The sequence below is a fragment of the Microcoleus sp. OTE_8_concoct_300 genome (assembly GCF_031383065.1).
GTDB lineage: Bacteria > Cyanobacteriota > Cyanobacteriia > Cyanobacteriales > Microcoleaceae > Microcoleus.
Window position 1 is genome coordinate 1 of sequence record NZ_JANMZH010000187.1, and the last position, 12303, is coordinate 12303.

13 protein-coding genes are annotated in these 12303 nt (G+C 47.0%); 9 read left to right on the top strand and 4 right to left on the bottom strand.

Translation table 11 applies throughout. The features are described 5' to 3' along the window. Positions 1-788: 788 nt before the first annotated feature. Complete coding sequence (locus ACUVJL_RS09190) at positions 789-1049, bottom strand: hypothetical protein (RefSeq protein ID WP_445245561.1); 261 nt, start codon at positions 1047-1049, stop codon at positions 789-791. Between the two features lie 181 nt (positions 1050-1230). Between ACUVJL_RS09190 and ACUVJL_RS09195 the strand changes: the two genes are divergently transcribed. From ACUVJL_RS09195 to ACUVJL_RS09235, 9 genes are all read left to right on the top strand, one after another. Continuing rightward, positions 1231-3051, top strand: coding sequence for an efflux RND transporter periplasmic adaptor subunit (locus ACUVJL_RS09195; protein ID WP_445245562.1), 1821 nt, complete (start codon positions 1231-1233; stop codon positions 3049-3051). 224 nt (positions 3052-3275) lie between these two features. After that, positions 3276-4541, top strand: a complete 1266-nt coding sequence (locus ACUVJL_RS09200; protein ID WP_445245563.1) for an ABC transporter permease — start codon at positions 3276-3278, stop codon at positions 4539-4541. Between the two features lie 466 nt (positions 4542-5007). Beyond that, positions 5008-5343 carry a cation:proton antiporter subunit C gene (locus tag ACUVJL_RS09205; RefSeq protein WP_333389918.1) on the top strand — a complete coding sequence of 112 codons (336 nt, stop codon included), beginning with the start codon at positions 5008-5010 and terminating at the stop codon, positions 5341-5343. Further along, positions 5340-6770, top strand: coding sequence for a cation:proton antiporter (locus tag ACUVJL_RS09210; protein ID WP_445245564.1), 1431 nt, complete (start codon positions 5340-5342; stop codon positions 6768-6770). The genes ACUVJL_RS09205 and ACUVJL_RS09210 overlap by 4 nt, the downstream gene beginning before the upstream one ends. After that, positions 6767-7150, top strand: a complete 384-nt coding sequence (locus tag ACUVJL_RS09215) for a Na+/H+ antiporter subunit E (RefSeq protein WP_445245565.1) — start codon at positions 6767-6769, stop codon at positions 7148-7150. The genes ACUVJL_RS09210 and ACUVJL_RS09215 overlap by 4 nt, the downstream gene beginning before the upstream one ends. Before the next feature lie 460 nt (positions 7151-7610). Beyond that, a complete protein-coding gene (locus ACUVJL_RS09220; RefSeq protein WP_190739580.1) occupies positions 7611-7841 on the top strand; it encodes a hypothetical protein in 231 nt (76 codons plus the stop codon). Then, positions 7838-8125: a monovalent cation/H(+) antiporter subunit G gene (locus tag ACUVJL_RS09225; RefSeq protein WP_445245566.1), complete on the top strand. Its 288-nt coding sequence runs from the start codon at positions 7838-7840 to the stop codon at positions 8123-8125. The genes ACUVJL_RS09220 and ACUVJL_RS09225 overlap by 4 nt, the downstream gene beginning before the upstream one ends. Further along, complete coding sequence (locus tag ACUVJL_RS09230) at positions 8115-8702, top strand: DUF4040 domain-containing protein (RefSeq protein WP_445245567.1); 588 nt, start codon at positions 8115-8117, stop codon at positions 8700-8702. Before ACUVJL_RS09225 ends, ACUVJL_RS09230 begins: the two co-directional genes overlap by 11 nt. Then, positions 8702-9367, top strand: a complete 666-nt coding sequence (locus ACUVJL_RS09235; RefSeq protein WP_445245568.1) for a Na(+)/H(+) antiporter subunit B — start codon at positions 8702-8704, stop codon at positions 9365-9367. The genes ACUVJL_RS09230 and ACUVJL_RS09235 overlap by 1 nt, the downstream gene beginning before the upstream one ends. Positions 9368-9816: 449 nt before the next feature. On the opposite strand, the gene ACUVJL_RS09240 is transcribed toward ACUVJL_RS09235, so the two are convergent. From ACUVJL_RS09240 to ACUVJL_RS09250, 3 genes are all read right to left on the bottom strand, one after another. Then, positions 9817-10437: a Uma2 family endonuclease gene (locus ACUVJL_RS09240; protein WP_445245569.1), complete on the bottom strand. Its 621-nt coding sequence runs from the start codon at positions 10435-10437 to the stop codon at positions 9817-9819. Positions 10438-10699: 262 nt separating this feature from the next. Then, positions 10700-11461 (bottom strand): hypothetical protein, encoded by a 762-nt coding sequence (locus ACUVJL_RS09245; protein ID WP_445245570.1) that lies wholly within the window; start codon positions 11459-11461, stop codon positions 10700-10702. Positions 11462-11630: 169 nt separating this feature from the next. Continuing rightward, on the bottom strand, positions 11631-12068 hold the full coding sequence (locus tag ACUVJL_RS09250) for a hypothetical protein (protein WP_445245571.1): 438 nt from the start codon (positions 12066-12068) through the stop codon (positions 11631-11633). Positions 12069-12303 lie beyond the last annotated feature (235 nt).

Below are 12303 nucleotides of genomic sequence, written 5' to 3' on the forward strand. Positions count from 1 at the left end.
AAAATAAGGTGTAAAGGTCTATATTGCATTGTGCCGTAGAGGGTTTAGTTATTTTTCTCATTGTCCGATACCTAGAAAGTAGACGACCTATATTTATCAATTCACTGTTTGGTTATTTTGTCAATGCGTAAGTCCTATAACTCTACCAACAAAAGTAATACATTTCACTTGTTATTAATAACTTTTGTTGCACCTATAGCGGTTCTTGGTCAGGTGAGGTACATCCTTGAAGCTAAAAAGCTTGACAATCAAGGGATCAAGTGTACCTCACTTGGGTAAGAAAGGCTATATTCTTTCGGTTTACGGAGCTAAATTATGATTAGGCGGAAACTTACTGTGATGTCCCGACTACTACCGTTATTCCAGAACCGAGAAAACCGATTCCAAACCTGCGATATTCGATTAACGTGCATAAGGCTTTGCAGTCAAAAGATTTGGGACTAATCGGTAATGTTTAACGTTAAATGTGGAGAGCGTTAAACCTCGTCCCACAGCACAAGAAGCAATCAAAGCATCAAGCAATCCCAGACTGTTTGATAATAAGTTGTGAAATTTGACAACGCACAAGCACAATCAGCTTCGGTTGCCCAAATTATGGGTAATGGTGCAACCAATTGAAGTGCTTGTGCGTACTTGCTGCATATTCTGAGAGTGTTGGATTAGCTCCATGACAACAAAACCGGGAACACTAGGTATATCTGAAAGACTAGAAAACCAAGCAATTGCAGGTGCATGACCCCGTTGAATATCAATTAAAACATTAGTGTCTAAAAGGTACATAGCCTTTATTATGTCTGTGTCCGTGTTTCGGCCTGATGGCGCAGGTTTCGAGCATATACTTGACTATCGCTGATATCAGGTCGTAAGTTGATGACTCCTTCGCTTTGCCAATAAGCAACAAGTTCTGCTCCAGTTTTAGGTGGGTTGCTCAGAACTTGTCCGATCGATAAAACACGTAGGATGTACTCAGATAAAGGCAGGTTTAGCCGCAAAGCTTCAGTAGACAGTTGACTTTCTAACTCCAGCGGCAAGTCTAAGTGAATCCTCATTTCTGCGTTCCTCATCGATCGAGATTCTAAATTAATCGTAGCTGATGCCCTGATTATCGAAAATTATCCGAAGATACCTGCACATAACGGCACAACCGAAAAAACATAATCAGACTTCTCTTGAACCTTTTCTGTTCCCGATCGGTCTAAATTCAAGACAGACCCATCAGGTCTAATTGATATGTACTTCATAAAGCACTTTCAGATTAAAAAAGAGCTGACTCCGTGGCTGGGCGGACTCCTCGCCGCTTCCCTGCTTGCAGGAGTCGGCTACACAGCTTACAGCCAACTCACAGTCAAATCCAGCCGCGAAACCAGACGCAGGGCAAAAACCGTTGCTGTCGAAAGGGTGAACCTGCCGATTACAATTTCGGCAAACGGCACAATTGTGCCCGAACGTTCCGTTAACGTCAGCCCCAAAACTTCAGGAATGCTCAAAAGTTTGCTTGTCAAGGAAGGAGATAGGGTTGAAAAAGGACAGATTCTCGCCTACATGGACGACTCCAACCTCCAAGGGCAACTTACCCAAACTCGCGGACAACTCGCAGCCGCAGAAGCAAACCTGCAAAAATTGCTCAACGGCACTCGAACCCAAGACATTGCTGCGGCTAAGGCAGTGTTAGCAGAACAACAGGCAAGTCTGGAAAAATTGCTCAACGGCAATCGAACCCAAGACATTGCTGTAGCTGAGGCACAACTATCTGAACAACAGGCAACTTTGCAAAAATTGCTCAACGGCAATCGCAGCCAGGATATTGCCGTAGCCCAGGCACAACTAGCTGAACAACAGGCAAATTTACAAAAATTGCTCAAGGGCAATCGGCCTGAAGACATCGCCCAAGCGATCGCCAAACTCAGAGATGCCGAATACGCCAAAAACCAAGCGGAGGAAGACTTTCAGAGAAATCAGGAACTCTATAATGCCGGAGCGATTGCTTTGCAAGTTGTGAACAACTCCCGCACCGCGCGCGATCGAGCTCAAACGCAAGTCAGGCAAGCCGAACAAGCTGTAGCTTTGCTGCGATCGGGTACTCGCCCTGAAGAAATCGCTGCGGCGCGGGCTGCAGTCGAGCAAAAACGGCAAGCTTTGACCCTGGCGCGATCGGGCGCACGCCCGGAAGACATCGCAGCAGGGCGGGCTGCTGTGGAGCAAAAACGGCAAGCTTTGGCCCTGGCGCGATCGGGGGCACGGCCGGAAGACATCGCTGCGGGGCAGGCCGCCGTCGAGCAAAAACAGCAAGCTTTAGCGCTGCTAGAAGCCGGTTCCCGCCCCGAAGACATCGCCCAAGCCCGCGCTCAAGTTCTCGCCGCTAGAGGCAGCCTGCAAAGCGTTCAAGCGCTGATTGACGACACTGTGCTACGGGCTCCTTTCACCGGCACTGTTACCCGCAAGTACGCCGATCCGGGCGCTTTTGTGACTCCCACTACGGCAGGTAGTGCGGTTTCTTCCGCGACTTCTTCTTCGATTTTGTCCTTAGCTTCAAAAAATCAATTAGTAGCAAACGTAGCAGAAACTAATATTTCTCAGATTCGGATGGGCCAGGCTGCATCTATTCAAGCCGATGCTTTTGCGGGAAAGACTTTTGTAGGTAAAATCAGTCAAATTTCGCCTCAGTCGATCGTCCAGCAAAATGTGACAAGTTTTGAGGTTAAAGCGGCAATTATTAATGATGATAAACAAATACTGCGATCGGGCATGAATGTGAATGTTGAGTTTAAGGCCGGTGAACTTAAAAATGTTTTGGTAGTTCCGACTGCGGCAATTGTCCGCCAACAAAGGGAAACGGGGGTTTATGTTCCGGGTGGAGAAGATGGTAAACCTGCTTTTATGCCGATTAAGACTGGTGTGACGGTGGATGATAAGACGGAAGTGCGATCGGGTTTGAAAGGAAATGAAAAAGTGCTGCTTAGTTTACCCCCCGGATTGCGGCCTAGATCCCAAAATCCATCTTCGGGTGGAATTCCGGGTTTGCAACCGGGTGGCGGCACTCGCTTGCGTTAGTGGGAAGGAAGCCCTTCGACTTCGCTCAGGGTACAAAAGCACTACACGGATTTTGACACGGATACACGGATTAATTATTGAGTGTGAGTCATATCAAATCCATTGGTATCAGAATTCTCGATCTCTTTCTTCTCTCCCTCTGTGTTCTCTGCGCTCTCTGCGGTTAAAAAAAATCTTAATCCTCACCACTTAGGCATTACCTATTACCTCTTCCCAACTACCTAATGAAATTACAAACTCGCCCCGATATTAAGAAAATCTCGAACGTTCAAATCGCGTTCATGGCGACAGAGGCGCTGTGGAATAATAAGTTGCGTACCAGTTTAACTATGCTGGGCGTAATTATTGGCATATCTTCGGTAATTGCCATTACTTCGGTGGGACAGGGTGTACAAAAATCAACTGAAGAACAGTTAAAGGCTTTGGGTACAAATGTGCTGTTGGTTTTATCTGGTGCTTCGCGATCGGGCGGTGTCAGTCAGGGAAGCGGTTCTGCTACTACCCTTACTTGGGATGACGCTAGGGCGATCGGCAAACAAGCTCCTGCTGTCAAGGCAATTTCGGCTTATTTGCAGCGCCAAGTGCAAGTGGTTTATGGCGGACAAAATTCATTTACTGCTATTTTGGGAACGGATTTAAATTATCCCGATGTGAAGAACATTCAACCCCAAGAAGGACGGTTTTTTAACGAGGATGAATTGAATGCTGCTGAGCCAGTAGTTGTCCTCGGTTCTAAGGTGCGGGACGAACTTTTTGGAGCCGGAGTTAATGCGCTATCCTCCGATATTCGCATTCAGGGAAACCGCTACAAGGTCATAGGAGTGATGGAAACCAAGGGGTCTGTAGGGGGAACCGATCAGGACGATCGAGTGTATATTCCCCTCAAAAATATGTCGGCGCGGATTGTGGGGAGAAATTCTTTAGCAGGGATTGCGATATCAGGCTTTTGGTTGGAAACTGCGGGCGAAGCGGATTTAGCGGATGCTCAATTTCAAGTGGAAAATATCATGCGCTTGCGCCACAATATTTATCCGCCACAACCGGATGATTTTCGAGTTGTAAATCAAGCTGAAATAGTTAATACTTTCAGCAATGTGATAGGTTTATTTACTGTTATGGTGGGAGCGATCGCCGGAATTTCTTTGGTGGTTGGCGGCATCGGTATTGCTAATATTATGTTGGTGTCTGTTGTGGAACGCACTAAGGAAATCGGGATTCGCAAAGCGGTAGGCGCTACTAATGCAGCAATTCTAATTCAATTTATGGCGGAATCTATTTTAGTTTCCACGGTGGGGGGAACGGCGGGTATTGGGTTGGGAGTTGCGATCGCCTTTGGGGCCTCGACAGCATTCAAATTTCCGTTTGTGGTTTCTGTATGGTCGATCGCGGCGGGTTTTGGGCTATCCTTTACTGTAGGCTTATTAGCTGGAGTATTGCCGGCTCGGAATGCGGCTCGCTTAGATCCGATCGCAGCTTTGCGGAATGATTGAAGTTTGTGACGTTCGCCCCCGTTAAATTGAACACTCCTGGACGCACGAGTGGTCTGAAACCGGGGAAAGATGGACGATCGGACTTCCTTGTCGGTCACAGATTCGCTAACGCGACTTAGACAAAAATCACTTCAAAATGGCTGCAAACGGGTACAGGTAAAGGGTTTGAGATTGAATTGGGTTCAGTCCCAAACTGACAAGGGTTTCACCTCTGATATCAAATCCGCGCTTCATCGCCGGACGTAAAATCGAGTCAACACTCAACACTCAACCATCATTCAGTTTTTCGACTGACAGTCAACAGTCAACAGTCAACAGTCAACAGTCAACAGTCAACAAACTCTTTCCCTTACCTAGACTGCGTTTCAGGTCTTTTAGGGGCTAGAAAATTTCTGAGTCCCATTAGAAATAATATACATTAATTCCAATATAATAACCAAAACCCCTTATCCAACACGCAATTTCCATGTTAGAAGGATTGGTATTGGCAACAGTATTTTGCGGATTTTTTGGTATCATCTTTAAAAAGAACCTGATCATGAAAATCGTCTGTATGGATGTCATGAGTACAGGGGTTATAGCCTATTACGTGGTGGTGGCATCGCGAGAAGGCTTGCTGACACCCATTATTTCAAAGGGGAAAAATGTCGCTTACGCCGATCCGGTTCCCCAGGCGGTGATCTTAACGGCGATCGTGATCGGCTTTTCGATTCAGGCTTTAATGCTGGTCAGTGTGATGAAGCTGGCACGAGATAATCCGACATTAGAAAGTAACGAAATCGAGATGAATAATACCCCATGAATACCCTGACGCTAGCCTGGATTGGACTCCCGTTTTTTGTCGGGTTTAGTATTTATTTGATTCCGAAGTTTGACAAGTATCTCGCAATATTCGGAGCGATCGCGTCGGCTGCCTATGCGTTCCAGCTTTTTGTTATGCCGTCAGCGGTGACGCTGGAGTTACTGGATAATTTCAGTGTCACGTTGTTAGTCGATCGCTTGAGCGGCTATTTCATCTTAACCAATGCCTTAGTCACAGCAGCGGTGATTATCTACTGTTGGCCCACAGATAAGACGGCATTTTTTTATGCACAGATTCTGATGGTACACGGCAGCCTGAATGCGGCCTTTGCCTCTACGGACTTTATCAGTTTATATGTGGGGTTAGAAGTCAGCGGCATTGCGGCGTTTCTCTTGATTGCCTATCCTCGCACCGATCGATCGATTTGGGTGGCTTTGCGCTATCTATTTATTAGCAACACGGCAATGCTGTTTTATCTAGTCGGTGCCGTGCTGGTTTATAAGGCAAGTAATTCGTTTAGTTTTGCCGGCTTGGGTGCAGCGCCCCCAGAGGCGATCGCTCTGATCTTTATGGGACTCTTGGTTAAGGGAGGTGTGTTTGTATCGGGGTTATGGCTACCGTTAACTCACTCGGAAGCAGAAACGCCAGTGTCGGCTTTGCTGTCAGGGATTGTGGTCAAAGCGGGGGTATATCCCCTCGTGCGCTGTGCGCTGATGGTGGATGAGGTGGCACCCATCGTCCAAATCTTTGGCATCGGGACGGCGCTGCTGGGCGTGTTCTATGCCGTTTTAGAAAAAGATAGCAAACGGATGTTGGCTTTTCACACGGTTTCGCAGTTGGGCTTTATCCTCGCTGCACCGTCCGTGGGTGGGTTTTATGCGCTGGCACACGGTTTGGTCAAATCGTCGCTGTTTCTGATTGCAGGATCGTTACCGAGTCGTAATCTGAAAGAATTGAAACAGAAGCCGCTCGATACCAACATCTGGATTGCCTTAGTCATAGCTAGCTTATCAATCTCTGGCTTTCCCTTGTTGGTGGGCTTTGGGGCAAAGGTATTGACGCTGAAGAATTTGGAACCCTGGCAAGCGATCGCGATGAATGTCGCAGCAGTCGGAACCGCAATCTCTTTTGCTAAATTCATCTTTCTACCCCGTGGCGGACAAACAGCAGCAAAACCCGGTTTTTGGCCTGCGGTGTTGCTGTTACTAGGTGGACTGATTGCAGCCAATGCTTTTTATTTTCAGGCGTATACGCTGGAAAATATGCTTAAGGCGATCGGCACCATCGGTGTTGGTTGGTTAGCCTATTTTCTAATTTTTCAACGCACGGCAATCAAACTGCCACGTATGCTTGAACAATTCGATCATTTGGTCGGTTTTATGAGCTTGATTTCGCTCCTACTATTCTGGATGGCATTGTCAACATGATTGGACAGCTAATATTAAGACTGACGATATGGTTTCTACTTACTGCGGATTTTAGTTTGGCAAATATTGCGATCGGCATCATCATTGCTGCCCTGTTGCCCCGCAGCTACGCACCCCCGGAACCTTTGAGGGAATGGTTGGGGGTGTTGGGTAAAATCTTGATGGCGATTCCGATAGCTTATCTGGAAGCTTTTGAACTCATCTTCCGCCCCCATAGACACGAAGATGTGATCATGGAAAAAGTTCCCAACCATCGATCGCCCCTGCTGATCTTCCTAGATGTCTTGCTGATCACTTTTACTCCGAAGACGATTGTCGTGAAATATCACGAAGAGGGTTTTTACGAAGTACACCGAGTGCGGCGGACTTCGAGTAATTAGCTGAAGTTTTTTCGGAATTATTTAACCGCAGAGAACGCAGAGAACGCAGAGAAGGGAGAAATAAATAAGTAGATCGGCGATAAAATACGTAAGTATGTCCGCAGTTAGTAAAAGTGCTCTATCGCAGGGGTTACGATACTTTACATTTTGTGACATACCCGAGTTTATTTACACGCTCGATATTGGATCATTCTCAAGAATCTGTAGGGGCGGGTTCACCAATAGCTTTAAAGATTGCAGACAGGTTAAATAAACCCGCCCCCACCCGCGAAACAGCCCGTCAAGAACAGGCAGGATGCCTGTTCCACAACAATTAGGGCAGAGGTCTATTAAGTTGCACTATTCTCAAGAGTTTCTTGTGGGGTGTAGGGGGTTGGGCTTCTAGCCCGCCCCGATATTAAGTAAGAAAAATCAGGAGTGCACACAATTGAACAACTTGAACAACTTGATTTTAATTTTGATGATTTTGGCTCTGCTCATACCCATGTACGAGGTATGGAAAGATCATGATATCTGGCAGACAATGTTGGCGTTTGCCAGTATTTCGACCAAGGCCGCAATCATCGCTCTCGTCATATCCGTCTGGCGCGATGATTGGATGATCGGTGTGGTGGCCGCGATTATCCTCAGTGTGGGTAATGCTGGATTGATGTTGTTGGCACAAATAATCAAACGTATCACTGAAGCATGATCGTAATAGATGTATTGAGCTATACCTGCATCGGTATAGGGCTTTTTTTCTGGTTTTGGGGTACTTCTTACCTACTTGGGAAGCGATCGGTTTTGTATAAACTGCACAGTCTTTCGGTAGCAGATACGCTTGGGTCAATGTTGATCGTCGTCGGATTGCTGCTGAAAATACCCAATAAATGGCCCCTGCTGATTCTGGCGATCATTTGCTTAGCAATCTGGAACACAATGCTGGGATATGTGTTGGCCTATTGTTCCAAAACAGGGAGTGACTATGAACGATAATAGCTACATTTATGTCCTCGTCGCTCTGCTACCGTTAGCTGCTGGTATGGTGGTGTTTCAGGTCAATCCATACCACGCATTGCTACTGCGGGGGGTATTGGGAGCGATCGCCGCCTTGGTGTATACAATTTTAGGCGCGGGGGATGTGGGCTTGACCGAAGCCTTGATGGGCACCCTGCTCGCGATTACACTTTATGCAGTGACGGTGCGTTCATCCCTCGTGCTGCGTCTGGGTGTAATCGAAGAGGGGACAGAGGGCGATGCCATACCAAACGACAAAACCGCAGGTCATTTTAAGCAACTGATAGATGACATCCGCACAGTTTTTGAGAAACGCCATATGCGCCTGGAACTCGTTCCCTATGCGACTACACAGGCATTGCAGCGGGCGCTGATGGAAAAAGAAGTTCATGCAGCTTGTGCGCCACAAGACCAACTAGAACACAGCGGCGAAGCGCAACTTTATAACACCGCAATCAGAGTTCGGCGTGTCTACGACATCATGCAAACCGAACTTTCATCACCGGGGACAACCCTAACCTATGTAAATACACCAGACGCAGAGGACAAACATTGATGAAGTGGGTTTACTTTTTATCAGGGATAGCGCTGTTTGTCAAAATGCTGCTAATCGCCAATCCAACAATGGACTTATCGCAGCAAAGTTCGATCGTCGAATTGGTTGTTCAAGATAGTGGAGTACCCAATGCGGTTTCCGGTATCATTTTGCGAAATCGGCTGTACGACACGATCTTTGAAGTCGTGGTATTTACGATCGCCATCTTGGGTGCAAGTTTTATGCTAGCCAATGAAAAGCCGTCCTGCGCCATATATCAGTTTACCGATCAACCATCGATTATTTTGGCGCGATTGGGAGCAACGATTGCCGCCTTGGTAGGTATCGAACTAGCAATTCGCGGGCATTTAAGTCCAGGCGGTGGTTTTGCGGCGGGTGTAGCGGGCGGAACTGCGATCGGCTTGGTGGCGATTACCTCATCACCGCAGTGGATGCAAGAAATCTACAAGCGCTGGCACGCCGCGACTTGGGAGAAGGTTTCCGTACTTATTTTCATTGTATTGTCCGTTATCACTCTGTCAGGATATGAGTTACCGCACGGAGAGTTAGGCACACTTTTCAGCGGTGGCATTCTCCCCTTACTCAATATTCTGGTTGCAGTCAAAGTAGCATTAGGATCGTGGGCGGTGATGTTGGTGTTTATTCGCTATCGCGGATTGCTATGACAAATGTTCCGATCTCAAATCCATTGATACCAATTTTTTATGAGGCCCCGTAGAATCCGATCCCCCCTAGCCCCCCGCCGGAGGGGGGGACAAGATTCCGATCTTTCGTCCCCCGTATTAAGGAGGATTTAGGGGGATCGAGATATGTGCAACTTCACATTAAATTGGTATGACATTGAAATTAATCATCTCTCTCAATCTCCGACTCTGTGTCCTCTGTGTTCTCTGCGGTTTAATCATTCAGAAACAACCGTAAACGATATTTTACGTTTATAAGGCTTACGCACGAGTAGTCAGAAACCGGGTTTTTTTGCAAAAATACTTCGTTACACCCGCAGAAACAGTCAAAAACCCGGTTTCTTTGCTATTGATAAGTAATTCCTGTGTACACATCTGCGTTTATCTGCGTGCATCTGCGGTTAAAAAATCCAAATCTACCAGATATCACCTTACACTAAACCAGCTCCAAAAATCTGATTTGCAGTCAGATTCAAATCAGGAAAAGTTTGCGACACAATCCGATCGTTCTCTCGAAACTTAAGGACTTGATATTCACCATCAACCAAGTTACACACAGAAATAGTCGGTTGTTTAGGATTGCCAATAAAATTACGTCCACCCAAAGCAGCATAATCCACAATCCAATATTCAGGGATACCCATCTCCTCATAATCAGCATATTTCAAATAGTAATCATCGCGCCAATTGGTTGACACAACCTCAATTACCAAAGGTATCGATGCACCCAAACAGAGGATAGATTGTTTTTGCCACAATGTTTCGTTCGCTAGATTTGCACGATTTAGCACCAACACATCAGGGAAATAACCAGAATCTTTTTCAGGAGGTCTAACTATAACTTGGTTGGGGATACCGTAGGACAATCCCAGACCTTTGATTTCAACAGCAATTTTGATTGTAAGAAAGCCTGTAACTTCTTGATGCTCGCCTACAGGTTGTATTATTTCAACAATATCTGCATTATGCAATTCGTAGCGTACCGCCGAATTTTCAGGCAGCAAATCCACAAATTCCTCGAAGTTTACGACCTTAGGTAAAGCTTGAGTCATAGATTTTCATAAATATCAATAATATCAATTATATCTCTATTTATCTGCGTTTATCTGCGTTTATCTGCTTGCATCTGCGGTTACAAATTCCAAATCTGCCAGTAGTGCTAGATGCAGACGCCGAATAAAAGTTAATTACCGCCGATGAATTCAAAAACTCACATTATCTAGATAAACTCCGATCGCGCCTCTAATCCTCTAATTAAGACCCTGAGTTTCAACACACTCTCAGGCTGGTCCGTTTCGCTTTACTCAAAACACCCTACAGGTTTAAGCTTGAGACACCACTACCAGTTGCTACAATTTGCTTGAGAACGCGGTCTAACGCCTTAGGGTTATCCAGATCCACCGCTTGTAGCAGGCCCGAATCCACCAGTGCCGAGGCCCGTTCGTCTTTCACCGTCCCCTTCAACGCCGCCACCAAAATATCCGCGGTCCTGCCACTGCCTGCGATCGCAACGATCGGGCGCTGTGCTTCCACGCTCTGGGCTGCATCCTTCCAGGTAATTTCGCCCCCATTGATTAAAATGGTGACAGAGGGCAAACCACCCGATAGGACACTGCCGATTTGCGCCATCCACGCAGACTCATCCCCCCATTGCGAACCCGGAACCAGGATAAAATGGGTGTGATAGGGTTCTAAGCCACAGGCATCTTCTGCAGGAGGTGGCTGGTTCGGTAATGTTGCCAAACCCACGCAGGTAACCCCAATCAGGGGAAAAGTTCCACCCATTTGCGATCGCGCCTCCCCCATCATTTGCATTACCCCAGCATCAGTCCCGCCATCGACCACACAGGCATTTAAAGACTCCGCGAGGGCAGCCAGAACCGTGAGAAAGAGCGATCGCAGCCGTTGGCGATCGACGGGGCTGAGTTTACTGGCACCGCCAACGACCACGATGACTGGACGCGGACTAGAGAGTCCCAGTTGCTGTAGAGTTAACGTCAGGTCGGCATTGGCTTGAGAATAGAGAGCTTTTGCCGTCAGGCCGTTGGAAAATTCGATCGAGAAAGATTCTTGCATGAAAAAAATACAACGCTACATGGAAAAATAGCTCGATCGGCAACCTAGCTATTAGGTCTTGAAAATGAGGTTGAGTGGCGATCTCAATCCTAACAATGCGATCGAGCATTCAGTCTAACAACCATTCAATTCACAGTTGACTGATAACTGATAACTGTTCCCCCTGAACTCATAGCAACAAGTTAGCGAGCTCCTCCTCCGTAAACGGCTTCTCACGCTTTTTCAGCTTATCAATCCAGCCTTGCCGCTGTTTTTTGATCTCTGCCGAATCCGTGCCCTTGATAGCCGCTTGAAAATCTGCGATCGCCCCTGCCCTATCCCCCGTCAGCGCCCGGGCTACCCCACGACTATCTCGAACGTCGGCATTGCCCGGTGCAAGTGCCACCGCCGTATCGCACGCCGAGATCACGGTCTTTGCCTCTTTGTACATACCGTACTTACACAGCGTATGCCAAGACTCTGGAGGGATCTTCCAGGTTGGGTCCAACTGCTTTGCTTTCTCGAAGGCATCCACTGCTTTCTGAACTTCACCCTCTTGGACTAGGTTTTCCCCTTGTTCGATCAAACCTTCACCAGCCCACCGTTTAACCTCGTCCTCTGCTGGCACCTCAATCCTGGGCGATAATTTCTGGGCCTGTTGGAACGTCGCGATGGCTAGGCCCACATTGCCTTGCTGCGCGATCGATCGACCTCGATTGACTAGACTAGGACTTACGCATTGACAAAATAACCAAACAGTGAATTGATAAATATAGGTCGTCTACTTTCTAGGTATCGGACAATGAGAAAAATAACTAAACCCTCTACGGCACAATGCAATATAGACCTTTACACCTTATTTT